Source organism: Acinetobacter sp. yr461, from assembly GCF_900110445.1.
Classification (GTDB): Bacteria; Pseudomonadota; Gammaproteobacteria; order Pseudomonadales; family Moraxellaceae; genus Acinetobacter; species Acinetobacter calcoaceticus.
The window spans coordinates 232,228-257,641 of the sequence record NZ_FODU01000004.1 but is presented as its reverse complement, the minus strand read 5'-3'; the positions used below and the strand labels follow the sequence as shown (position 1 = coordinate 257,641).

Below are 25,414 nucleotides of genomic sequence, written 5' to 3'. Positions count from 1 at the left end.
CTTAAATTTCGCTCAAATAAACTTCGAGTAATTTAAACCAATCAATCAATGATAATATTTCGATTAATCAATCAGTAAAAATCCACACAAGTTGTTCTTCATAATCTCTTAATGATCTTCTTACTGGTTCGTCACCAGCAAGCTAGGTCGGCTATATTACTCTTAATCTCTTAAAAGTCAACAGGTAATTTCGATATTTTTAAAACTTATTCTCAAAACCAACTTCTCATCAAATTCACTGCCTAAAGCAACTCACCCAATTCCAAGTAACTGTTTTTCAACAAGTTTCTATCTGCATCACCGCCGATGGATGTGCATTATAGAGGATTAAATTACATTGGCAACCCCTTTTTTAAATTAATATCACCGTCTGTTTGTTTTTTAATCTTTTTAGCATTTTATCTATATTATTTGATCAATTTTACATTGATAATAGGTTATCAATTTTGTATTAAAGCATATCTCCATCCAACTGCATATTAAGTATTAGCCTGGCTGGCGGTTAAGGAATTATATGAATTATTCTAATTTAATTTTACTAAGCGTGTTATCTGTAGGTGTTTGTACCTCTATATATGCTCAAGAAAACACAATAAGTGAATCTGCTAATCCTAGTTCATTAGAAGAAACGGGGCCGAATCACCCCCGTTCACAAATTATTAAAGATTTAAAAAATATTAAAGTTAAAGATTTAAAAATTAATGCAAATGCAGCACAACCGGATTTAGTTAAAGATCCTTTGCAGTCATTGAACCGTCCAATTTATTCTTTTAATGATATGTTGGACCGCAATTTCTTGCGTCCTGTTGCTGTTCAATATAGAGAAAAGACTCCAGAAGATGTACGTGGCTCTTATCGCCAGTTCCGTAAAAATCTTGGTGAACCATGGAATGCTGTTAACCAGCTTATTCAAGGCCGTCCAGCTCGTGCAGCAAAAACTTTAGGCCGATTTACAATTAATACCTTAACTACTCTTGGTTTGGCAGACCCAGCCGGCCGCTTAGGTTTACCAACTGAGGAAGAGAATTTTGGTGTAACTCTTGGTTATTATGGTGTGCCTTCTGGTCCATTCCTTATGTTACCTTTCTTTGGGCCAAGTACTTTGCGTGATGGTTTTGGTTTGGCAGTAGACGCTCAAGCTCGTCCACAAAAATATGTTATGGATGATCAAGAGGGTCTTTATTGGTCAAGCAATCTATTACAAGCTGTTGATACCCGCGCTCAATATCTGGACTTGGATCAAACTTTACAGGGTGATCAATACGCTATGATTCGAGACTTATATCTCCAACGTAAAGCATTCCAGATTGCAGAGAAAAAGGGCGACTCAGCAGATGTGTCTTTCATTGATGATGACTCAGACGATACACCAGATGAGAATCAAAACCCTTAAAAGATGAAATCGAGGTATTGCTTGGATTGAGAGTTCGGCAATACCTTGATTTTGATGATACATACTCTATGATGAATAAAGTGATCATATAAAAGGACTACCATATCTTCTATGTATTTTATTAAACCGACACGCTCTATTCCTTATTTAGAGCAAGCTTTGGATAAACTACCAGGCTTACAAGTCATTAACATAGATGATTTAGACTTATATGATCCAACCATCATTGCAATTGCCGATGTACAAGATTTCCTGACTTATAAGTGGAATTTACCGACTATTGTAATTGCTTTTGAAAATGAAGGTAGCGCTTTAGCTCATGCATGGGAAGCAGGTGCTCTTGCAGGTTGGGTATGGAATCAATTACCTAACGATTTAAACAAAGCCTTATCAAGAATTGATGCTCAATATAAACGTAATCAAGATAGCCGTGACTTACCTTCGGCTGCTGAATTGCAAAAACGATTATTACCAAACCCAATCGATTTATTAAATTATGAAGTTGAAACTTTCTTTCAGCCTTCGGCTTATCTTTCCGGTGATTGGTATGACTATTGGAAATTAAACGATAAAGAAGTTTTATTTTATCTTGCAGATGTTTCAGGTCATGGTGTAACGAGTAGTTTGTTAACATCATGGATGGCAGCTTTCCATGGTCGATCTAAAACCCCAAGACAATTAATTAAAAAATTAAACGGGATGTTGGTTCAAGAAAATATTGAAAAGCACATTACGATTGTTGTGGGTATTTTAAATCTTGAAACGCACACTCTTCGTTGGTCAAGTGCTGGGCATTACCCCCCTCCTATCATTTTTGAGCCCAATCAAGCACCTAAAATTCTAACAACGAGCAGTTTTCCATTAGGTTTAACTGATGAACTCGAAGTTGAAGAGCATATTTGTACACTAAATCGCCATGCGCGCTTTATTGTTTGCTCTGATGGAGCCCTCGAACCCTTTGATGGTGGTTTGAATGATCAGTTCCAACAATTGGTCCATCATTTGCAAAATCAATCATTTCAAGCACCCGATCATGTGGCCGATGATATTGCCATCTTCAGTCTTTGTCGAATGAATTAATTTACGAATCAATTAATTACATAATATACGACCTAAGGACTCTTGAGTCTGAGATGGCACTATGTGATAATTTTTCTATCCTTCTCTGAAAATGGCATTTATATGTCAACAGGTCATGTTGAATATGCAAGTTTAAATGGAACGCATATTTTCAAACTTATTGGTGAAGTGCGAGCCCATTCTTGTATAAGTCTAGACAAACTTTTAAACAGAATTGAACAGCAAGAGAATGTTGTTGGTGCAATCGTTGATTTAACCCAAACAACATTTATTGATAGTACTGTATTAGGTATCTTAGCTAAGCTAGGTTTAAAGCTGAAACAGACTCATCATATTCAAGCTGTGATGCTATCTACCAATCCAGATATCACAACCTTAGCCAACAGTATGGGGCTAGGGCAGGTTTTTGTCATTTTGAATTATTGTGGTGATCCTAATGTTTGTACGTTAACGTTAACAGATGAACAAATCACTCATAATGCAATGCTAAGAACTGTTCTGGATGCACATAAGACATTGATGAAACTCAATGCAAACAATCAGAATATGTTTGAACCACTTGTGAAGCAGTTACAGAAAGAACAAGATACGCTTGAACAGGTATCGGATAAGCAAAATGCCTGATTTTCACGATTAAGCCGGATTAGAATATGCCCCTTGTTTCTGTTGCTCAAATGAACTCTCAAGATGATATTGAAAATAATTTTCAAGTCATTGAGTCTTTGATTCAACAAAGCAAGGCGCAAAATGCTAGCTTGATTGTTTTCCCTGAAAACTTTGTATGTTTTGCTGCTGGAAAACAACGTGAAACTGCTGAGCAATTTGAATCTATTCAACAAAGGCTTGAGCAACTAGCACATCAATATCAAATCTGGATTGTGGCTGGAACCTTACCATGTCCATTCCGTCCAGATGGATCTACGATTCAAGATGGTCGCGTCCGAACCGTTAGCCTCTGTATCAGCCCTGAGCGTACAGAAGCACGTTATGATAAGATCCATTTATTTGATGTACAAGTTGGTGATGCGGTCGGTGGTTATCAAGAGTCTCGTTTCTTTGAACCAGGAACAGACGTAGTAGTCACATCTACCCCTTTTGGCAATATTGGCTTAATGGTATGTTATGACTTACGTTTTCCAGAGCTTGCTCTAACGCTAAGACAACAAGGCGCTCATCTTCTTACTGCTCCTGCTGCATTTACCTACACAACTGGGCAAATGCATTGGCAACTTCTGCTACAGGCTCGGGCAATGGATAGCCAATGTTATGTTTTAGGTGCAGCACAACAGGGCTGGCATGGTGAAAAACGACAAACCTGGGGACACTCGGGGGCAACAGATAGTCGTGGTCAAATTTTAAGTATGATTGGATATGAAGGGAATGGTTTAATCACTGTACCTTTTGATTTAACAGCACAAGATCTCGTCCGTTCTTCAATGCCTCTAATGACACACCGTAAATTGATTCACTATTAAAAGTTTAATTATTCATGTGGAAATACTTATTTAGCTTTTTTTGCTTGGGGGCAAATATTCATTGTTATGCAGAGTTTGGCACAACGAATCATTTCGTTTCACCAACCGCACAACTCAAATCAGATATTCTTCCCTCTACTCCTAAAGATATTCCTTTGCCTGCATTTGGCCAAAGAATAATTGGATGGGGAACTGGCGCAGAAGGCGCAAGACAACGTTTAGAAAATATTCAACCAGCAGATGTTTCTATGATTAAAAAACAAGGAACAACACTTGAAATGATTACTGCTTGGAAAGATTTTTATGAACAAGAGCAACAACGTAGTGTAAATAATCCTACCGCTAAATATCGTGCGCGTTTAATGAAAAAAATTGCAGATTTATGGTAGACAATTTTATCTAAAAGATTTTTATCTTATGGAATAATTGATTTAATTATTCCATTTTTTTATGCCCCTTAATTTACTTTATTCATAACCTATTCTTATGAACATTTAAGAAACTGAATAGAACGCGATATACTACAAAAGCAATATTAGTTTCTTTGAGGAATATATGGACCAAGACTGTAAAAATTTAAAGCTTGAGAATCAACTATGTTTCCTCGTCTATTCAACAAATTTAGCTCTTAATCAGCTCTACCGAAAACTCCTAACACCTTTGGGTATTACTTATCCTCAATATTTGGTGATGTTAGTTTTATGGGAACAGGATGAAGTGACTGTTTCAGAAATTGGTGCCAAGCTTTTTTTAGAATCATCAACTCTCACCCCTATTTTGAAAAAATTAGAAGCCCTACATTTTCTTCATCGCACTCGCTCAACACAAGATGAACGCCAAGTTATTATTACGTTAAGCGATGAAGGAAAAAAATTAAAAGATCAGGCAATGAATATTCCAGCCGAAGTATTAGATGCAAGTTCATGTGATATGACAACGCTACTGGACCTAAAAGATCAACTTACTAAACTCCGTACAAACCTAGTCAAATAAACAGCAATTTTTTCAAAAAATATACTTGTCAAAATAATTAAGTCGTGTACGATATATTTGTATTCAATTTATTTTAGGAATAAAAACGATGTCATTAGAAAAAGTTGTTTATCGCGCAAAAGCTAAAGCAACCGGTGGTCGTGATGGCCGTGCAACCTCATCAGACGGTGTATTAGATGTACAACTTGGTGTACCTAAAGAAATGGGTGGTGCTGGTGGTGCTGTAACAAATCCTGAGCAATTATTTGCAGCTGGCTATTCAGCATGCTTTTTAGGAGCTCTAAAGTTTGTTGCCAACCGCGATAAATTTAATATTAGCAAAGATGCGTATGTAGAAGGCGAAGTAGGTATTGGTCCAATTCCTACAGGTTTTAGTATTGAAGTGACTTTAAATGTTTACTTGGTTGGCATGGATCGTGAAGAAGCTGAAAAGTTAGTTGCAGCAGCTCATATCGTTTGCCCATATTCAAATGCAACTCGCAATAATATTGATGTGAACTTCAATATTGTAACTGAGTAATTTTTCAAGTTTTAAAAATGCCCGAATCATATCGGGCATTTTTATTGCAAGTTACAAATTATGCTTCACTTGCTTCATTGGTTACTCGAAGCACTTCTTCAAGTGTAGTTTTACCTGTAAGTACTTTGCGTAAACCATCATCACGAATAGAGCCAGAGTACTGACGAGCATGATTTTCTAATTCATATTCAGCCGCATTTCCGTGAATCTGACGGCGCATAGAATCATCAACAGGCACGATTTCATAAATAGCCATACGCCCATTAAAACCTAAATGTGAACAATGATCACACCCTTGAGCCTGTGGTAACTTCAACATAGACTCACTATGAATATGCTGAAATACCTGTCTTTCGAAAGTATCTGCTTCACGCCATGTCATACAATGTTGACATAAAGTACGAACTAAACGTTGAGCAATCACTCCGATTAAAGAGCTCGATAATAAGAATGGTTCAATCCCCATATCTTTAAGTCGGGTGACCGCGCCAATAGCGGTATTGGTGTGCAGTGTAGATAAAACCAAATGACCTGTTAATGATGCCTGTACTGCAATTTCAGCAGTTTCCAGATCACGAATCTCACCCACCATGACCACATCTGGATCTTGACGTAACATTGCCTTTAGAGCACGGGCAAAAGTCATATCCACTTTGGTATTAACTTGTGTCTGCCCAATACCTTCAAGTTGATATTCAATCGGATCTTCGGCTGTCAAAATGTTACGCGTATTGTCGTTTAGATCCGATAAGGCTGCATATAAAGTCGTCGTTTTCCCCGAGCCTGTAGGACCTGTTACCAAAATAATCCCGTGCGGACGATGTACTAACTGAGTTAAACGCTCATAGTCATTTGCCATCAGCCCCAAATGGATCATATTAAGACGACCAGCTTGTTTATCAAGCAAACGCATTACAACCCTTTCACCATGCGATGAAGGTAAAGTCGAAACACGTACATCTACTTCACGTCCAGCAAGACGTAAAGAAATACGCCCATCTTGCGGCACCCGTTTTTCCGCAATATCGAGTTTTGCCATGACTTTAATACGTGAAACCAGCAAAGGCGCCAACTCACGGCGTGGTTGTACAATTTCACGTAATTGGCCATCTACACGTAATCGTACAGATAGTTTCTTTTCAAAAGCTTCAATATGAATATCAGAAGCTCCTACTCGAATTGCTTCTGAAAGTAGCGCATTAATAAGACGAACAATTGGGGCATCATCTTCTTGGTCCATCAGATCTTCTGTTTCTGGAACTTGATCGGCCAAGCTTAATAAATCAGGATGATCTTCTAAACCTGCTGCAACTTCTTGTGACTCCCCTGTATCTCGCGCATAACTTGTACTAAGCAGTGCATTAAATTCTTGTTCAGTACATAATTGGTAATGAGCTGGCTTACCTAGAATTCGTCTTGCTTCCTGCAATGCAATTTTTTCAGTGTTCTGACGTCTAATAATAAATACTTGATCACCGTCATAACGAAATAAAACACCATGACGCTTGGCAAAACTATATGGAACTTGTATTTGTTTCAATATTTGCATCACAATTTATAATGATGAGTAAGATGATTTTGAGTGTACTCTAAGCAGATTACAGCGTGAAGTCTGTTTAACAACTCGGTAGAGGAATTTTACGTCTTGTTTGAAAATAATGAATATCAGCCTCGTCCCCAGAATTCTTTAAAATGGTGGGGCGAACAGCACTTTGAAATTAATCAGGCTAAAGCATGGCAATTCGGTTCAATGCTTTTTCGTCTAACGCGTGGCATAAAGGAATGGCGTATCGAATATTATCGCCCATCTCTTCAGGATGATAATGAGCAAGATTGGCACCCAATCGCAGATCCGAATTTTGCCTTTCCGCATACTGTTCAAGTAGAACGCTACATGTTCCGGAAAACTAGTCCAGAATTTCTACTTATGCCACGTCTGGCAGACCGTTCCGTAGTCATTAAACCCGTTGATCCTATCTACATTCCAGCGGGACAACGCGGGACTCTTTATATTAGTACACCGCTATGGATTGCCGGTTTAGTTGAAAGTCAGCATGAGCCTTTATTTGAAATTCCTCTAATTCAGCCCAAAGATACATGGTTTGGTCCAAATGCCCAGCAAGGCGAAATCTGTTATGCCACTTCCGTAGATGGGCGTACCGATTTGAACCTGTTAACACCCCGTGCGTTTCGTGCTGTTACTCCAATTGATTTTCACAATACCAGTAATCATCAATTGCGTTTTGACCGCATGAATGTACCTGTTACCGCTCTGCCTCTTTTTTACAGTGAAAGTACTGGGCGTTTATGGACTTCTCAAATTAAAGTTTTCTATGAAGGCTCTGATCGTCCCGCACGCATTCGTATTGAAAACCGCACTCCACCACTTGCGGGTGAAGTGACCTATGTTCATCCACCACGTTCACCTGGTGGAGCATTATTCAATATGTTTGATTCATTCTTTTAAGAGGTTTATATGGCTGATACAAGTATTCCTAAGGATATCGCTGATAGCCTCACCAGTATATTTACCAATATCAATACTGAACGTATTAGTGAAATTTTAGTCGGTGTTGTACTGTGCTTTATTGGTTTTGTTCTTGCCCGTATTATTTCAAATACATTTATTAGAACCATTGGCTCACGTTTTAATGCTCATCAACGTTTGGTGTGGCGGCGCGGTATTTTTTATTTTATTTTCTTACTCTTCATTATGACGAGTTTAAAAGAAGCTGGTTTTAAACTCAGTGTATTCCTTGGCGCGGCAGGGATTCTAACCGTAGCACTTGGTTTTGCATCCCAAACGTCTGCCAGTAACTTAATCAGTGGTTTATTTTTAATTGGCGAAGGTTCGTTTGAAGTCGGTGATACGATCCAGATTACTCTCATTCGTGGAAATACGATTGAAGGTGAAGTAATCTCAATCGACCTGCTCTCTGTAAAATTACTTACACTCGACAATGTTTATATTCGTCTGCCAAACGAACAGCTTATTCGCGCGCCTGTACACAACTTATCTAAATACCCAATACGACGTATTCCAATTACACTCGCAATTAACTTCCATGAAGACATCATAAAAGTTCGCGAAGTTCTACTTAATGTAGCAGCTCATTATCCGCTTGTGTTAGATGACCCAAAGCCTGCTGTTACGGTTACGGCCTTTCGTGAATCATCAATTGAACTTTTATTTGCAATGTGGTGTAGACAAGAAAATTCTTTAAAAGTCCGAGATGAGATGCAAGAAAGAATTCGAAATGGATTTTTAGATAATCAGATTGAAATTCCTGTTCCTAAAATGGGTTTGATTGATCGACCACCTACTGTTTTTGCTGAAGATGATATCGATCAATACAGTAATCAAAAAGAATTAAATCGAGAGCCTAAAGCTTAGGCTCTTCATTTTTCTGTACAGCGGATGACGGTGGTAATGGTGCCAAATAAGCAATAATGAGCATTACCCCACCTGCTCCAATAAATGAAATGACTCGAGTTAAAGTCGCACTTTGCGATAGATCAAGCAAAATTAGTTTTAATACGACAATTCCCAAAAGCGCAGCACCCACAAACCACAATTGACGAACCATTTTTCGACTTGAGAATGTGGTTAAAATGAACGCTAATACGACCCAAAGTAATGTCAAACTTAACTGTACTACGCCATTTGTCCAAATTGCAGCGCTCCATAGTGGTGTGGCCCAGTAATAGTGCAAACCTCTGACCACCACACTACTGAATACTAATAATCCCACTAGAATTGTTGTAATTTTAAAAGTCCACTCAAGCGATTTATCTTGATCAAAAGCATGTTGATAGATAATAAAGAGTAGACCTGCGAATACTGTAATTGAAAGGAAGTCAGTTAAGTTAAGCAAAGGAACAAAATAAAGGTACTCAGCAGAATGGATGTCGACACTCACTACAAGCAACCAGAGTAGACTTAAACACCACACTGGAATTTGATGTAACAAAGCAGTTTTATGGGACTTATATGCCCAGAGTGAATAAACTACGGGTACAAAAGCCAAAGCAACTATTGGCATTTGTGGAAAGATCGCCAACCCCACCGTTGCTAATGCTAAGAAACTTAAACCAGCCCAGACCTTTAAATATCCAGACTGACCTGACTGCGGTTGAGCCATAATAAATAAGACACTAAGAGCAATTGCAGCAATAAGGAAAGTGCCCTGTTGCAATATACTCGGCCATTTAAACATAGTGAATACTTGGCTGGAAAAGACCTCACCAAAAATTAATAACAGTAACAGGCTAACTAAAATTAACTGCAAACTTTGCCATTGCACACGCAATTTATAGTGAACAACTAAACTAAATATTGCTATTAGAGCTATAGCAATCATCAAGTATGGACTCAAACCATGATGGTGCCATGCCATTATTTCTACACCTGCTACAGCACCCGCATACATCCCTAAACATAAGAAGATACCGCTAAACATGCTGGCACTAAAATAGTATTGCTCTTTGCTGTTGTACTGCAACAAATAGAAGGCTGAAATAAATTGGGCAATTGCATAAATGCTTGTACTCAATGTTGGGAATTGTTCATTTGCCCAAAATTGATAAAACAGCGCAATTGAACTTAATAAAACTAAAACGACACCAATATATCGGCTCAACCGGTAGCGCTCAGTTACTCCCCATACAATGAGGGCCGTACCTTGAGCAACCCAACCAATTGCAGTCCAATGTGCCCCTTTCGCAAGTGGAAAGATTAAGGCAAAAAATGCAACGGCAAGAATAAAAAAGCTTTTTGCTAGTACTGAAAGTTGAGGATGACTCTTTTTGATCCAGAAAGTTAATACTGCATACGTCCCAGCCAAAACAGCAGCACCAATCGTCAACGCTTGTGTAGACTCATGAACTAAATAAGCGTGTAATGTAAAGCCTAATACTGGAACACTAAAAATAAGACCAACATCTAATAAAGGAGGTACACGAATCCCTTCTTGTTTTTCATGCTCTGAAACACGAGCTATATTCTGGCTATAACGCACACTTAACCAAATAAATAATCCTATATGCAACCATAAAATCCAGTCCAATGTGTCAAATTTTGCTGGCTCTGCATAAAATGCTATCGCACTGCCACCAATAAACATCGTGGCAAAGAAAGCGATTTGATTTAAGATTTTCCAAGGCTGAATAAAATTAACGGCGGCAACCGCAACATTAATAACCAAATAGTAGCTGAATAAGAAAACCACATCAGGGCGATATTGCGGAATAACTAAAGGGGCAGCATAAGCCATGCCGAGTGCTAAAATAGCTAAATAAATCGCCTGTTGCTTTAAACTTAAAAATACAGTGATTGCTAATAAAATAGTAAATAAGATGCTAGCTGTAGTTAGATTGGCAATCACACCAAAATGATGCGAGAACACAAGTGTTAGAAACACAACTGCCAGTCCGACACCTTGCAATGCCACAGCAAAAAGTTGATTTTTCTTTTGTAAGGTATATCCAAATGCCGTTAATACACTTCCAGCAATAGCGATAAATCCAAGTTTCACACCTAAACTCAGCTGCCAGTGTTCACTTGCAAAACGCAGTAATAACACTACCCCAACCATGAGCACAGCAACAGCAACTCTTAAAATTGGATTGCCATGCACCATCCAATCTATTGCTGGTTGCCACCATGCAGTTTGTACAGGAGCTAGATTTTCTTTTTGATCTAAAGTGTTCGTTTCAGGTAGAGCTGGTTTGATCATATTGTTTGGATCAATTGGCTCTAGTACGGGTGTTACAGCATCTGTATTTACAACTTCATTTACATGAACAGTTTGTTTTGCTGTCTCGAGGTACAACAGTCGAGTATGAAATGCACTAATCGTTTGGACCAAACATAACAATAAAACCAGTAATGCACCGCCAGCAATCCACATCCAGTGATTCATATAAGCAACTAATGCAACCAAGGCAGCCGCATAAATCACTGTTGTTTGCATACGAATAGAATAAAGAGGAGTTGCTTGATGAGAAAACTGTTGTTCTAAATGTGTCAGACGCCGATGCAGATTCGACAATAACTGAACCAGTATTACGATAAATGCAATAGATAAAACAACAACGGCACTATGAAATTTAAAACCAATTGACATGGCTAAAAACAAAGTCAAAGCGATCAAAACAATGATCATTCCCTGTTTGTCTTTTTTATACATGGGCTTAGCAATATAACACCTTCATTACATGTCATCTTACTTTAAGCAAATACAAGCGTATATTTATACATACAAAATACTGCAAAAATCATAAATCTGCATTCATATCCGTTTTCACGTAAAATACCCGTAATTCAGATTAAGGAATTGTTCAATGCCACCATTTGTCTTGGTTGATGGGTCCTATTTTTTATTTCGTGCATATCATGCATTACCACCATTGACGACCTCTACAGGGTTACATACCAATGCAATACGTGGAGCAATTTCTGCGATTCAAAAATTGATGCGTCGTATGCAACCGACGCATATGGCCGTAATTTTTGATACCCCCGAACCAACCTTCCGTCATAAGCTTTCACCGATCTATAAAGGTGACCGCCCAAGCATGCCCGAAGAGTTGTCTCAACAAATTCCATATTTACATGCATTGATTAAAGCTCAAGGTATTCCTTTATATAGTCTCCCTGGCGCAGAAGCAGATGACATTATCGGTACACTTGCTAAACGTGCCGTACTCGAAGGACACCATGTTCTTATCTCGACTGGAGATAAAGACATGGCTCAATTAGTTAATGATCATGTAAAGTTAGAAGATAGTTTTAAAGATCGCGTAATGGACACCGACGGTGTTTTTGAAAAATTTGGAGTTTGGCCAAATCAGATTATCGACTACTTGACTCTGATGGGTGATGCATCTGACGGTATTATGGGTGTACCAGGTGTAGGCGCAAAGACAGCAGCCAAATTACTGACTGAATATGGCACTTTAGACAATATCATTGCCAATGCAGACCAGCTTAAAGGCAAGATTAGCCAGAATATCAAAGATAATTTAGACAATATTAAGCTTGATCATCAGTTAGCAAGCATTGTGTGCGATCTTCCTTTAGAACTCGATTGGCATGAATTAAAGCTTATCGACCCAAATGTTGATGCTTTACGCAACCTATATACTGAGCTTGAGTTTAGAAATCAGTTACAGTCACTTGATCATCCAAATAATCCGAACAGCTCAAGTTATAAACAACAAGTTTCACAGGTCGTAGTTCAAGATGAAGTTAAACCGGCTGATTCTATAGAAACTGAAGATCAGGCAAGCTTAACCAGTCAAGATGACCAGCTTGGGACTGCGAATTATCATACGGTTTTAACTCAAGAAGCATGGGATCAACTCTGGCAACGCATGCAAAATGCCGATCATTTTGCCATTGATACAGAAACCACGAGTCTTGACTATCGTATTGCGGAGATGGTCGGTTTTTCAATCGCATTTGATGCGCAAGATGCCTATTATGTTCCTTTAGCGCATAACTATGAAAATGCTCCACAGCAACTGAACCGTGAGCAAATTCTGGCTCAGATTAAGCCTGTATTAGAAAATGAAGCGGTAAAAAAAATTGGGCATCACCTCAAATATGATGCACACATTTTTGCAAATCATGGAATTGAGTTAAAAGGCTGGTATTTCGATACCATGTTGGCATCTTACGTATTGAATGCGGCAGCGACTCGTCATGGAATGGATGATGTTGCTCGTGTCTACTTAAGTCACTTAACAACGACTTTTGAGCAAATTGCTGGCAAAGGTGCAAAGCAGAAAACATTTAATCAAATTGAGATTGAAGTCGCTGCCCACTATGCAGCAGAAGATGCTCATGTCACCTATCGTTTATATGAAGTACTTTCAAATAAACTTAAGCCATTTCCTGAGCTAGAAAATATTTTATATAACATCGAAATGCCGGTTGCCCGAATTTTATCGGGTATGGAAGAGAATGGAATTCGTTTAGATCACGCATTCCTAGATAAATTAAGTGTTGAATTTGCAAAAACTATGGAAGGGCTCGAAAACCAAGCCATGGAAATTGCAGATGAAACTTTTAATATTGCTTCACCTAAACAAGTAGGCGAAATACTATTTGATAAATTAGGAATCAAAGGTGGTAAAAAAACCGCAACTGGGCAATACAGTACAAGCGAAAGTGTTTTAGAAAAAATTGAGCATCCTTTAGCAGAAATTATTTTAGAACATCGCGGATTGGCAAAGCTAAAGAGCACTTATACGGACCGTTTAGTTGAGCAGTCTCATAACGATACGCATCGTGTACATACGAGCTACCATCAAGCTTTAACAGCAACAGGCCGCCTCTCCTCTTCTGATCCTAACTTACAAAATATTCCAATTCGTAGACAAATTGGTCGTCAAATTCGTAAAGCATTCATTGCACCAGAAGGCCGAGTTCTATTGGCTGCCGATTACTCGCAAATTGAACTACGTTTAATGGCACATTTTTCTCAAGATGATGCGTTAGTACATGCGTTCCAGCACGGACAAGATGTTCACCGTCGTACTGCTGCCGAAGTATTGGGTATTGCAATTGAAGATGTGACCAATGACCAACGCCGTCAAGCCAAAGCAGTAAACTTTGGTCTACTTTATGGTATGTCTGAGTTTGGCTTAATTCGTCAATTAGGCTTCACACGTCAAGAATCGCAAAACTATATCAAGCAATATTTCCAACGTTATCCTGGTATCTATGAATATATGCAACGCACGCGTCAAGTTGCATCAGAGCAAGGATTTGTTGAAACCATTTTAGGCCGTCGTCTATATACACCAGATATTGATGCACGAAATGTGATGGTACGTAAGGCTGCCGAACGTGCTGCGATCAATGCACCTTTACAAGGTAGTGCAGCTGATATTATTAAACTTGCGATGATTGAAGTAGATAAAATTCTGCCAAAAGATCAGGCAAAATTACTTCTTCAAGTACACGATGAATTAGTTTTTGAAGTAGATCAAAACATTGCCGATGAGCTTTCTAAGCAAATTGCAAATATCATGGAATCAGTTCTAAAAATTTCCGTGCCTTTACTTGTTGAAGTAGGACAAGGTCTAAACTGGGATGATGCTCATTAATTAACAGAAATAAAAAAGGGCTGTGAAATACAGCCCTTTTTTATTGAATCAGCTTAAAGACCAGTTAAAAGAACTTTAGCAACTTCATTCATTAAAATTTCGGCAATATAGAGTGCCAAAAATGCCAAAATTGGAGATAAGTCAATCATTCCCATATTAGGCAATAAACGACGGAATGGTGCGAGTAATGGTTCAGCTAAATCTTGAATCACCTCAATATAAGGTGAACGCGATTGAGTAAACATGACAACCCAACTCAAAATGATTGTTGCGAAAATTAAATAACGGCAGAAACGAATCAAATCCTGAATCATAGTTACAAATGTCAGAATCAGTAAATGAATCGGACTATTTGGCATAGAGCCAGAAAGATACATCACACCGAAAATTTTCAGTAAATACAATGTAATTAAAAGAACCAACGCAGCCAAATTAAATCGGCCTTTTGCGACCGTCGGAAAAATTCGGCCAAAAATATCAACAATTTTAGTCGCTTTTACGGTCGATAAAACCACAGGATTATAAGGACTTACTGCCGCTAATTGCATTAAAAAACGGAAAAAGACCAATAAAATCGCGACATTAATTAAAATTCCAAAAATTAGCGCAGAATTTGCACCCATAGTTGTCTTATCCTATTTAAGCTATTTCGCACTGTCACTCAATTCTTGAGCCAATTCTTGGCTACGCTTCTGTGCAGCAGCCAATGCAGATTGAATATTTTGGGAGATTTGTGCACGGTCAAAAACTTCAAGTGCAGCTTGTGTTGTACCATTTGGCGATGTCACATTCTTACGAAGTTCAGATGGAGTATTTGAACTGGTAATTGCCATTTGAGCTGCACCTAACGCCGTTTGAAGAGTCAAAGCGGTTGCAACTTTTTCATCTAGCCCTAAATTTTTACCCGCACGGATCATACTTTCCATGAGATAGAAAAAATATGCAGGACCTGAGCCAGAAACTGCTGTTACCGCATCAATTTGAGCTTCGGAGTTTACCCAAATTGTTAAGCCTGTGGCTGCTAAAATCTGACTTGTTAATTCACGATCCGAAGTACCCACTACATCATTTGCATAGATACCATGCGCGCCTGTTTGAACCAGAGCTGGTGTATTTGGCATAACTCGCACAATTCGATCGCTATCAATTAAATTTGATATTGTTTGAATTTCAGCACCAGCAATAATTGAAATGACTAATTTATCTGATAACAGACCTTTCAAGGGACGTAAAACAGTCGCCAGAACTTGGGGTTTTACCGCCAGTACGACAACATCAGCATTTTGAATTGCAACCACGTTATCTTGTGTTACGTGGACTTCTTTCTCTTGTAATAATTGACGGATCTGTTCAACAGGATCTGAAACTGTAATACGTGTCGGTGGTAAACCTCTTGAAACCAGCCCGCCAATTAAAGCTTGGGCCATATTACCGCCACCAATAAAACAGATATTACAATTTACTGCACTTGCCATAACCATATTCGCCATTTACCAGATTACAAGAATGAGAAATTAAATCTGGTTGCCATCCTCCTTGCTCACAATACGGAGACTGAGCCAACCAAAATCCTTTCGGTGTAAAAACCCCAAGCATAACATTATCTATGACTAATATTTGAATTGTATGACGAAGCCAAGGCAAAATATGTGCTTCTTGAATTGCTTTTTTTAATGGCCATTGACCAATACGGCCATATAAATGGACTTTCTCCCCACCTTGACGTCGAATTATTCTCAATTTTTCATTTAATAAAGATGAAGCCAAACCGATTTTTTTTTGTTTAATCTGAAAATTTCCTGAAGCGTAATGCACTATTTCTCCCATTTGGAAATGATGCTCCGATTCAGCTTCAACTGGACTTAATGTTTCAGCAAGAAAAGCCTGCTTACTCAATCTATAAAGATGGTGTTGATAACGGACATAGTAAAACTGATTCCAGTGTAATGCAGCTTGTGCATCAGACTTTGAATCAATCACTTCATTTTTTAAGCGCTCGACCATTTCAAATGCAGGTCGATATTGCCCATCACCTTTCATCCAAACCGAAAGCAACTGGCGCTGACGGGCAGCCGATAAATCTAACAATTTAGTTAAGTCTAAACACTCAGCAGTGCCACAATGCTTTAAATCGACTATCAAAACTTCTTCTAAAATTTCAGAAGCATCTTGCATCAAATAACTGGTTCGACTAAGTGCTTGCTGCATTTTAGGAAAGCGGTTTTGTAAAAAAGGCCAAAGTTCCTCACGTGACCACGCCCTATCATAATGAATATCATAATTTGTAGGGTCATTTACATACTCAATTTCAAGTTGAGTAGTCCAATCGGCAATTTGCTCACGAGTTAAATCTAAAAAAGGACGCCAAATTGTCATGTCTGCACGATAATCAATAGATTGCATGGCAGCCAATCCATCAACACCTGCACCCGATAACAACCTCAAAATTAACGTTTCAGCCTGATCTTGCTGATGATGAGCAAGCACTAAAATTTCGTTGGCTTGTAAATGCTGTCGATAAGCTTGATAACGTGCCTGACGTGCTTGAGCTTCCAAATTACCGTCGGCAACTTGAATTTTTTGAATAATATAAGGAATATCTAAGCGAGTAGCTTGTTTAGCAACGAGTTTCCCCCATTCTGCACTTTGTGATTGCAGTTGATGATCGATATAAATCGCTCGAATCTTTTGAGGGAAAATTTGAGACATCAAATGTAGTAGCAGCATTGAATCCATGCCGCCACTACATCCAATAAGAAAAGAAATATTTTCTGAAAACAGTTGAGCCTGCTTTAAGACATTATGCCTAAATTTGCGCTGCCAAACTTCATTAAACGTTGATAACGTGCTTCGCATCGTTCATTTGCATCCAGTGGTAGCAATTCATCCAAAGCTTGCTTCAAAACTACTTTTAGGTTTTGCATGACTTGCTCAGGGTCTAAATGTGCCCCTTCGCCTTCATCTACTACATATTCAACAATACCTAGAGATTGTAATTTGTCTGCTGTCAAACCTAAAGCTTCACTCGCTTGAGCCGCTTTTTCAGCAGTTTTCCATAAAATAGATGCGCAGCCTTCTGGTGAAATCACAGAATAAATACTGTGGGATAACATAATTACTCTGTCAGCCACACCAATACCTAAAGCACCACCAGAACCACCCTCACCCAGTACTGTTGCAACAACAGGAACTTTCAAACGTGAAAGTTGAGCAAGGCTAGTTGCAATTGCTTCGGCTTGTCCACGCTCTTCAGCACCAACACCTGGGTAAGCACCCATAGTATCAATAAATGTGAAAACCGGAAGATTAAAACGTTCAGCCATATCTAATAGACGCTGAGATTTACGGTAACCTTCAGGATTAGCCATACCGAAGTTATGCTTTAATTTTTCACGGGTACTACGACCACGGTGTTGTCCAATGACCATCACAGGTTGACCGTCAAAACGAGCAAGACCACCTACCATCGCACCATCGTCACCAAACAAACGATCACCATGCAAGGCGTCAAACTCTGTAAAGATTTCACCGACATAATCTAGAAACTGCGGACGTTCAGGATGACGTGCAATTTGAACCGTTGTCCAAGCTTTGGACTGAGTAGATTTTTTCATAGGTCGAATATTATCCCTTTAATCGATAAATTTTTCCGACTGAATATTCAATTCAATGTCCCAATGCTTAAACTGCTCTTGCTCATCATGCAAGTCGGCAACTAACAATGGCCATTGTTTGGCATCACCAGAAACACTAAGCTGCCATTGTTGATCATTTATGATGGTCAGTTCAATGGCAGGAAGCATCTGATCACTTCGACTATGGTTGAGTAAAACTGCTAGGCGAAGCAATAAACTTAAGTAAAGTAATTTATGACCACCAGCCTTCAAAATTTCGTTTTTTACATCATTTCGCAATTTACGACGATGATGAGCAACTAAATGTGAAAGATGATTTTGATCAATTTGCGAGAAACCCGGAATATCAGAATGCTGTAATAAATAAGCACCATGGCGATGATAACCACCATGACTAATTGCTAAACCAATTTCATGTAAATAAGCTGACCGACGCAGTAAGTCACTGTCTTCACTCGTTAAATTAAGAGATTTAGCGACACCATCAAATAATTGTTGTGCTGTCTTGACAACACGTTCTGCTTGTTTAGGGTCGGCATTATAACGGCCCATTAGAGCTTGTACACTGCGGTCGCGGATATCTTCATGTTTAAATCGACCTAATAGGTCATACATTACACCTTCGCGTAATGCACCATCAGAATATGCCAAACGATCAATTTCTAGTACTTCAAAAACTGCGTACAAAATTGCCAATCCGGCTGGCAAAACTGCTCGTCGATCCTCTCTTAATCCTTCAAAATCAATTTCAGAAACATTTTTAAACTTAAGTAATTTATCTTTAAGTTTGTATAACCCTTCTCGAGTGACATTTTCTTGTTCATCACTTAAGCCCATATTAACCATAATTTGGCGACAGGCTTTAATCGTTCCACTCGAACCAACGACAGTATCCCACCCTTCCATTTTATAAGTCGTTGCAATAGCAGAAAGCTCTTTACGGGCAGCAACTACGGCCTTATCAAATGATTTCTGAGTAATTTCCCCATCAGAAAAATAGGCTGTTGTATAGGCCACACAACCCATTTGTAATGACTCGGTGTAAATCGGTTCAAACTCTTCACCGATAATAAATTCGGTAGAACCCCCACCAATATCAACAACTAAGCGACGTCCACCATTGGCCATGGTATGCGATACGCCCAAATAGATCAGACGGGCTTCTTCTCGTCCTGCAATAATTTCAATAGGTTTAGGTAAAATTTCTGCAGCTTTTTGAATAAATTCATGACCATTTTTTGCCTGACGCAAGGCATTAGTAGCCACAATTCGTAAACGATTAGGTTGAACAGAACTCAATCTGCCAACAAAACGCGCTAGACATGCCAAACCACGTTGCTGAGCTGCTTCTGTTAAATTTTTATTTTCATCCAAACCAGCTGCAAGCTGTACTTTTTCTGACATCGAAGCAACTTTTTTAACTTCACCATGATCTACCCGTGCAATTGCAAGGTGAAAACTGTTCGACCCCATATCTATGGCGGCAAGTAATTCTTCATCAATCAGAAAGTCAGACATTATTGAACTAAACCCATAACAATTCACGCCTAGAGTAATTCACAAGAATGCAATTGAAAAGCCATTTTCATCAACAATTAACTGTCATTTATATTTTTCTATTTATGAGTTGATTGTACAAGTCGATGATGAATATCGTGAGCATCCATTAGACAAATTTAGTTAAGCCTTGAATAATAGCATCAAACCCTTACATTGAACTAAGTAGCTATGTAATACTGATAGAGATAATTTTCTCCTGTAGTAATAGCACTTTTTTCTAAAAATTGGAGCCGTACCATGTCTGCGACTATTGTAAATACAACTGATGATAACTTCCAAGCAGATGTTCTAGACGCTGAAACACCTGTACTTGTTGACTTCTGGGCAGGTTGGTGTGCACCTTGTAAAGCAATTGCACCTGTTCTTGAAGACTTATCAAGTGAATATGCTGGTAAAGTAAAAATTGTTAAAGTTGATGTAACTACTTGCGAAGATATTGCGGTGAAATACAATATCCGTAATATTCCTGCTTTATTACTTTTCAAAAATGGTGAAGTCGTAGCTCAACAAATTGGTGCTGTACCTCGCTCTAAACTTGTTAGCTTTATTGATGAAAATGTTTAAGTCAAAATGCTAAGAATGAAAATACGCTATACTTTTTTATAGCGTATTTTTTTCGGCTATAAATTGACAAATTAACTAAGCTGGCTTATATTACATGCTCAAGAGGCACTGAAGGGAATCATCTTCGTCCGGCTTCTTACAAGACACAAACATAAAGATCGCCACTCGGCAACAGAAATTGTTTTTTCACATTTTTCTTCGAAACAATCAATCAGACTTCTGAATTGTTATTGTGTAAATACAATTGCGATAATCTTTTTTGTATGCGAGCGATTTTTCTTCTTTTTAAACCACACTCTACTCTTTCCTAATTCTGACCCTTATGAATTTAACTGAACTCAAGAAAAAACCAATTGGTGAATTAATTAAAATTGCTGAATTTATGGGCCTGGAAGGTATGGCTCGTAACCGAAAGCAAGATATTATCTTTGCCATTTTGAAACGCCATGCAATGAATGGCGAAGAAATTTTTGGTGATGGCGTTCTTGAAATTCTCTCTGATGGTTTTGGTTTTTTGCGCTCTGCCGCAGGTTCGTATTTAGCAGGTCCGGATGATATTTATGTGAGTCCCTCACAAATCCGACGCTTTAACTTGCGTACAGGCGATACCATCACAGGTACTATTCGCCCTCCCAAAGAAGGTGAGCGTTATTTTGCGTTGCTCAAAGTTAACCAGATTAACTATGACACGCCAGAAAATTCTCGAAATAAAATTCTATTTGAAAACTTAACCCCCCTTTTCCCAACCGAACAATTGGTTATGGAACTAGGTAATGGTACGACAGAAGACTTAACTTCTCGTGTGGTTGACTTAGTTGCGCCAATTGGTAAAGGTCAACGTTCTATTATTGTTGCACCGCCAAAAGCGGGTAAAACAATGTTACTTCAAAATATTGCTCAATCTATTGTTAGAAACAATCCTGAAGTATTCCTGATTGTTCTATTAATTGACGAGCGTCCAGAAGAAGTAACTGAAATGGAACGTACTGTTCGCGGTGAAGTCATTGCTTCAACCTTTGATGAAGCTCCTGCTCGCCACGTACAAGTTGCAGAAATGGTGATTGAAAAAGCAAAACGTCTTGTTGAACATAAAAAAGACGTTGTGATTTTGCTTGACTCTATTACCCGTTTAGCGCGTGCATATAACACTGTCATTCCTTCATCAGGTAAAGTATTAACTGGTGGTGTAGATGCTCACGCATTAGAGCGACCTAAACGCTTCTTCGGTGCTGCACGTAATATTGAAGAAGGTGGATCTCTTACGATCATCTCAACTGCTTTGATTGAAACAGGCAGTAAAATGGATGACGTAATTTATGAAGAATTCAAAGGCACAGGTAACCAAGAGATTACTCTTGATCGCCGTATCGCTGAAAAACGCGTCTTCCCTGCTATGAATATTAAGAAATCTGGCACCCGTCGTGAAGAGCGTTTAATGGATGATGATAACTTACGTAAAGTATGGATCCTCCGCAAGCTTCTTCATCCTATGGATGAGTTGGCGGCAATGGAATTCTTACTTGATCGTATGAAAGAAACTAAAACAAATGATGATTTCTTCGATCAAATGAAACGTAAAGCTTCAACTTAATCAATTAATCTTCAATAAAAAGCCACTCTTTTGAGTGGCTTTTTATTTGGTTGACAAGCTTTACACAAAAATACATTTTGCAGTTTTTTTATGTAAAATTATTTATAAGATTTTGATAATAAATATTTTTGAATTAAAAAAATTAAGTTTTTTAGTGGCTTACTCCTACCTTTTCCAATGTACTCGGGCTGATTGATTGTTTTTTTCTGTTAAAAAACAGACTGTTTTTCTCTTTTTCATACGTTTTTTTGACAGACGGCAGTAGTATTTCAGCATTTGCAGTGATAGCATAGCGGCAGACCAGTTAGACTGCTCCATGCGTTGTTACCTAGCTACGTTTTAGGAATAATAAAAGCAAAACAGTCCAACTTAGGTTTTTTTAATCTCAAATCTTTTTTGTGAGAGTGATGCCATGTTATTCAAAAAATTTGCTGTTGCTGCTGCTGTAGCTGCTACTTTAGCTTTCGTTGGTTGTTCTAAGAAAGAAGAAGCTCCTGCTGCTTCTGAAGCTGTAGCTGCTGCTTCTGAAGCTACTACTGCTGCTTCTGAAGCTGCTACTGCTGCTTCTTCAGCTGTTGATGCTGCTTCTGAAGCTTCTGCTGCTGCTGCTTCTGCACCTGCTGCTTCTGAAGCTGCTGCTTCTGCTGCACACTAATCTATATACTAGATTAGAAAAAAAAGAGGACATTTTGTCCTCTTTTTTTACGCCTAAATTTTAAATTTCTAAGAGCACTTCGCTTAATGTACCTAGATAAATTGACATAACATCGTAGTTAAATAAAGCTGTCTAAAACATACGTAAAAAAAAGCAGATCAATCGATCTGCTCATTTCCAACGCGTTGTCTAAATTTCTGACCCGCTCTGAAGGTCACTACACGGCGAGCAGAAATTGGAATTTCTTCGCCTGTCTTCGGATTACGTCCTGGACGTTCGCGTTTATCTCTTAATTCAAAATTACCGAAACCAGAGAGCTTAACCTGCTCCCCTGCAATAAGTGCCTGGCTAATTTCGTCGAAGAACAACTCGACCATTTGTTTTGCTTCACGGCGATTTAAGCTGGTTAACTCACTTAAATGATCAGCCATGTCTGCTTTAGTTAATGCTGTCATGAGGCCCTCAATGTCGCTTGATAAGTGTTTTCTAACACTTGGATAATATTGTCCATACCAGATTTAATTTCAGCATCTTCAAGCGTACGTGAAGGATGTTGCCACAATAGTGCAAACGCTAATGAGCGCTTACCATCTTCGACACCCTGCCCCGTATACACATCGAATAACCATGTAGAGTCTAAAAGCTCTCCACCAGTTTGTTCGATTAACTGCTGAATATCTCTAACATTTATATTATCAGAGATTAAAAGCGCAATATCACGTCTAACCGAAGGAAAACGTGATAATTCTGTAAAATTAGATACATAAGATTGCAAAACAGCTGTTTGATCGAGTTCAGCAACCCAAGTTGTGCTTAAATCAAGCTCATTTTCTAGAGATGGATGCAAACGACCCAAATAACCAATTGACTTACCATCTACTAAAATGTCAGCCGATTGCCCTGGGTGCAACCACGCACGTTCTGAACGAACATATTCAACACTTACACGTCCAGCAGCTAATATCTCTTCTACTTCACCTTTGAAATCAAAGAAATCCATCGGTTGTGGCTTAGCATGCCAAGATTCTGGTTCTTGCGAGCCTACTGCCACTAGAGCCAAGGTAGGAGTCTGTTGCAAGTCTTCAATACCCTTAGCATTTTGATAATCAAAACGCAGTCCGAATTCGAAGAAGCGAACACGACTTTGCTGACGGTTGAGATTATATTGTACGCAAGGAATTAAACTAGAAAGTAAAGTACTACGCATTGCGGCCAAATCACTTGAAATTGGATTTGCTAGCATCAACGGTTTAACTTCTGGATTTAATTGCTTTTCAAGTTTAGCATCTGCAAAGCTAAAGCTAATTGCTTCTTGATAACCTAACGTCACGATCGTTTGACGCAGCTCAGCGAGTTTAAAGCGGTCTTGGTATTTCGCAAATTTAACATCCATGCTTGGTAAGCTAATCTGGATATTGTCATAGCCATCAATACGCGCAACTTCTTCAATTAAGTCTTGATAAATTGCCATATCGTAGCGATGTGATGGTGGCACTACACTCCATTCACCTTCAGCTTTAACTGTTACCTTACACCCTAGTCGGGTTAAAGCATCTGCAATGAACTCACCCGCCACTTGATATCCCAATAATTGATCTACCTGAGCTTGTTTCAGTTCAATGGCTTCACGTTTTGGAAGTAAGTCAGTTTTTTCAGCTACAGTAATTGGGCCAAATTCACCGCCCGCTAACTCTTGAATAAGCTGCGAAGCACGGTTCATCGCTATTAACGGCAATTCAAAATCCACACCACGTTCATAACGCTGTGAAGAGTCTGTATGTAAACCAAAACGACGAGCACGACCAGCAATCGCGAGTGGCGCGAAGAACGCACTTTCTAGGAAGATATCGGTAGTGTCATCAGTTACACTTGATGCTAAACCGCCCATAATTCCAGCAATTGCTAAAGCTTTTTGGTCATCAGCAATCACCATAATATCTTCTTGCAACTCAACTTCTTGATCATTCAGAAGTTGTAACTTTTCTTGTTGTGTTGCTTGACGAACATGTACAGTCCCTTCGATTTTAGACAAATCGAATGCATGCATTGGTTGACCCAATTCCATTAAGACGTAGTTGGTCACATCAACCAAAATACTATGAGTACGAATTCCTGAACGCGATAACGCCTGTTGCATCCATTCGGGAGTAGCAGCTTTTACATTAACGTTTTTAACTACACGCCCTAAATAACGCGGAGCGCCTTCAGTACTGATCACTACTTTTTTCTCATCAGCAATGGTGGCAGCAACCGTATTAATTACAGGCTCAATCATTTCTAGTTTATTAATAACTGAGATTTCACGGGCAATACCACGAATACTAAAACAGTCACCACGGTTTGGCGTAATACTGATATCAATGACATTGTCGTCAAGTTTAAGGTATTCGCGGATATTTACCCCTACTGGAGCATCAGCTGGCAGTTCGAGTAAACCATCGATTTTATCTTCAAGATCTATCTCAGAAGCACCACAAAGCATGCCTTGTGACTCAACTCCACGAAGCTTACCTTTTTTGATTTTAAAATCGCCAGGCAATACAGCCCCAATGGTTGCAACTGGAGCTTTCATTCCAACGCGAACGTTAGGTGCGCCACATACAATTTGCAGAGGCTCACCTGAACCAATATTAATAGTTGTTACACGCAGACGGTCTGCATCGGGATGCTGCTCAACAGTTAACACTTCACCGATTACTACACCAGTAAATGGTTTAGCCACAGGTGCTAATTCATCAACTTCAAGACCAAGCATCGTCAACTGATCAGACAATGTATCACTATCAATTGCTGGGTTAACCCATGTACGTAGCCAATTTTCGCTAATCTTCATC

General features: G+C 38.9%; 23 protein-coding genes. 13 read left to right on the top strand and 10 right to left on the bottom strand.

Going from position 1 to position 25,414, the window contains the following annotated elements; genetic code table 11:
* Positions 1-514 precede the first annotated feature (514 nt).
* From BMW38_RS09410 to BMW38_RS09380, 7 genes are all read left to right on the top strand, one after another.
* Complete coding sequence (locus BMW38_RS09410; RefSeq protein ID WP_244524340.1) at positions 515-1,393, top strand: MlaA family lipoprotein; 879 nt, start codon at positions 515-517, stop codon at positions 1,391-1,393.
* 111 nt (positions 1,394-1,504) lie between these two features.
* A complete protein-coding gene (gene gigA / locus BMW38_RS09405) occupies positions 1,505-2,473 on the top strand; it encodes an RsbU family protein phosphatase GigA (protein WP_042895048.1) in 969 nt (322 codons plus the stop codon).
* A gap of 102 nt (positions 2,474-2,575) precedes the next feature.
* A complete protein-coding gene (gigB, locus tag BMW38_RS09400) occupies positions 2,576-3,097 on the top strand; it encodes an anti-anti-sigma factor GigB (RefSeq protein WP_002117273.1) in 522 nt (173 codons plus the stop codon).
* A gap of 26 nt (positions 3,098-3,123) precedes the next feature.
* Positions 3,124-3,948, top strand: coding sequence for a carbon-nitrogen hydrolase family protein (locus tag BMW38_RS09395; RefSeq protein WP_092707448.1), 825 nt, complete (start codon positions 3,124-3,126; stop codon positions 3,946-3,948).
* A 14-nt stretch (positions 3,949-3,962) separates the two neighbouring features.
* The gene (locus tag BMW38_RS09390) at positions 3,963-4,337 is read left to right on the top strand and encodes a DUF4951 domain-containing protein (RefSeq protein WP_017391223.1); all 375 of its coding nucleotides are present in this window, start codon (positions 3,963-3,965) and stop codon (positions 4,335-4,337) included.
* Positions 4,338-4,503: 166 nt separating this feature from the next.
* Positions 4,504-4,941: a MarR family winged helix-turn-helix transcriptional regulator gene (locus tag BMW38_RS09385; protein WP_003655075.1), complete on the top strand. Its 438-nt coding sequence runs from the start codon at positions 4,504-4,506 to the stop codon at positions 4,939-4,941.
* An 88-nt stretch (positions 4,942-5,029) separates the two neighbouring features.
* Complete coding sequence (locus BMW38_RS09380) at positions 5,030-5,461, top strand: organic hydroperoxide resistance protein (protein WP_003655074.1); 432 nt, start codon at positions 5,030-5,032, stop codon at positions 5,459-5,461.
* Positions 5,462-5,519: 58 nt separating this feature from the next.
* Here BMW38_RS09380 and gspE read toward each other — a convergent pair whose 3' ends face one another.
* Positions 5,520-7,010 carry a type II secretion system ATPase GspE gene (gene gspE / locus BMW38_RS09375; protein WP_092707446.1) on the bottom strand — a complete coding sequence of 497 codons (1,491 nt, stop codon included), beginning with the start codon at positions 7,008-7,010 and terminating at the stop codon, positions 5,520-5,522.
* Between the two features lie 96 nt (positions 7,011-7,106).
* Here gspE and BMW38_RS09370 point away from each other — a divergent pair, with 96 nt between their 5' ends.
* Complete coding sequence (locus tag BMW38_RS09370) at positions 7,107-7,928, top strand: hypothetical protein (RefSeq protein ID WP_092707444.1); 822 nt, start codon at positions 7,107-7,109, stop codon at positions 7,926-7,928.
* 9 nt (positions 7,929-7,937) lie between these two features.
* Positions 7,938-8,855 carry a mechanosensitive ion channel family protein gene (locus BMW38_RS09365; RefSeq protein WP_092707442.1) on the top strand — a complete coding sequence of 306 codons (918 nt, stop codon included), beginning with the start codon at positions 7,938-7,940 and terminating at the stop codon, positions 8,853-8,855.
* On the opposite strand, the gene BMW38_RS09360 is transcribed toward BMW38_RS09365, so the two are convergent.
* A complete protein-coding gene (locus BMW38_RS09360) occupies positions 8,845-11,649 on the bottom strand; it encodes a DUF2339 domain-containing protein (RefSeq protein ID WP_092707441.1) in 2,805 nt (934 codons plus the stop codon). The two genes, BMW38_RS09365 and BMW38_RS09360, sit on opposite strands and share 11 nt — an antisense overlap.
* 154 nt (positions 11,650-11,803) lie before the next feature.
* Here BMW38_RS09360 and polA point away from each other — a divergent pair, with 154 nt between their 5' ends.
* Positions 11,804-14,575: a DNA polymerase I gene (gene polA, locus BMW38_RS09355; RefSeq protein ID WP_092707440.1), complete on the top strand. Its 2,772-nt coding sequence runs from the start codon at positions 11,804-11,806 to the stop codon at positions 14,573-14,575.
* A 53-nt stretch (positions 14,576-14,628) separates the two neighbouring features.
* Here polA and BMW38_RS09350 read toward each other — a convergent pair whose 3' ends face one another.
* The 5 genes from BMW38_RS09350 to ppx are packed head-to-tail and all read right to left on the bottom strand — an operon-like array spanning position 14,629 to position 19,728.
* Entirely contained in the window at positions 14,629-15,198 is a 570-nt protein-coding gene (locus BMW38_RS09350; protein WP_003655065.1) for a YggT family protein, read from the bottom strand.
* Positions 15,199-15,219: 21 nt separating this feature from the next.
* On the bottom strand, positions 15,220-16,056 hold the full coding sequence (gene proC, locus BMW38_RS09345) for a pyrroline-5-carboxylate reductase (protein WP_092707439.1): 837 nt from the start codon (positions 16,054-16,056) through the stop codon (positions 15,220-15,222).
* Positions 16,028-17,431 (bottom strand): tRNA lysidine(34) synthetase TilS, encoded by a 1,404-nt coding sequence (tilS, locus tag BMW38_RS09340; RefSeq protein ID WP_092707438.1) that lies wholly within the window; start codon positions 17,429-17,431, stop codon positions 16,028-16,030. Before tilS ends, proC begins: the two co-directional genes overlap by 29 nt.
* Positions 17,368-18,189 carry an acetyl-CoA carboxylase carboxyltransferase subunit alpha gene (locus BMW38_RS09335; RefSeq protein ID WP_003655062.1) on the bottom strand — a complete coding sequence of 274 codons (822 nt, stop codon included), beginning with the start codon at positions 18,187-18,189 and terminating at the stop codon, positions 17,368-17,370. Before BMW38_RS09335 ends, tilS begins: the two co-directional genes overlap by 64 nt.
* Before the next feature lie 18 nt (positions 18,190-18,207).
* On the bottom strand, positions 18,208-19,728 hold the full coding sequence (gene ppx / locus BMW38_RS09330) for an exopolyphosphatase (protein WP_003655061.1): 1,521 nt from the start codon (positions 19,726-19,728) through the stop codon (positions 18,208-18,210).
* A gap of 279 nt (positions 19,729-20,007) precedes the next feature.
* Between ppx and trxA the strand changes: the two genes are divergently transcribed.
* Together trxA and rho are read left to right on the top strand one after the other, a co-directional pair.
* Entirely contained in the window at positions 20,008-20,334 is a 327-nt protein-coding gene (trxA, locus tag BMW38_RS09325) for a thioredoxin (protein ID WP_092707436.1), read from the top strand.
* 322 nt (positions 20,335-20,656) lie between these two features.
* Positions 20,657-21,925: a transcription termination factor Rho gene (gene rho / locus BMW38_RS09320; protein ID WP_003655059.1), complete on the top strand. Its 1,269-nt coding sequence runs from the start codon at positions 20,657-20,659 to the stop codon at positions 21,923-21,925.
* A gap of 165 nt (positions 21,926-22,090) precedes the next feature.
* Here rho and BMW38_RS09315 read toward each other — a convergent pair whose 3' ends face one another.
* Entirely contained in the window at positions 22,091-22,243 is a 153-nt protein-coding gene (locus BMW38_RS09315) for a hypothetical protein (protein ID WP_080026324.1), read from the bottom strand.
* Between the two features lie 94 nt (positions 22,244-22,337).
* Between BMW38_RS09315 and BMW38_RS09310 the strand changes: the two genes are divergently transcribed.
* A complete protein-coding gene (locus BMW38_RS09310; protein WP_092707434.1) occupies positions 22,338-22,580 on the top strand; it encodes a hypothetical protein in 243 nt (80 codons plus the stop codon).
* Positions 22,581-22,738: 158 nt separating this feature from the next.
* On the opposite strand, the gene BMW38_RS09305 is transcribed toward BMW38_RS09310, so the two are convergent.
* The gene (locus BMW38_RS09305; RefSeq protein WP_000126166.1) at positions 22,739-23,035 is read right to left on the bottom strand and encodes an integration host factor subunit alpha; all 297 of its coding nucleotides are present in this window, start codon (positions 23,033-23,035) and stop codon (positions 22,739-22,741) included.
* On the bottom strand, positions 23,032-25,413 hold the full coding sequence (gene pheT / locus BMW38_RS09300; RefSeq protein ID WP_092707432.1) for a phenylalanine--tRNA ligase subunit beta: 2,382 nt from the start codon (positions 25,411-25,413) through the stop codon (positions 23,032-23,034). The genes BMW38_RS09305 and pheT overlap by 4 nt, the downstream gene beginning before the upstream one ends.
* Position 25,414: the final 1 nt, after the last annotated feature.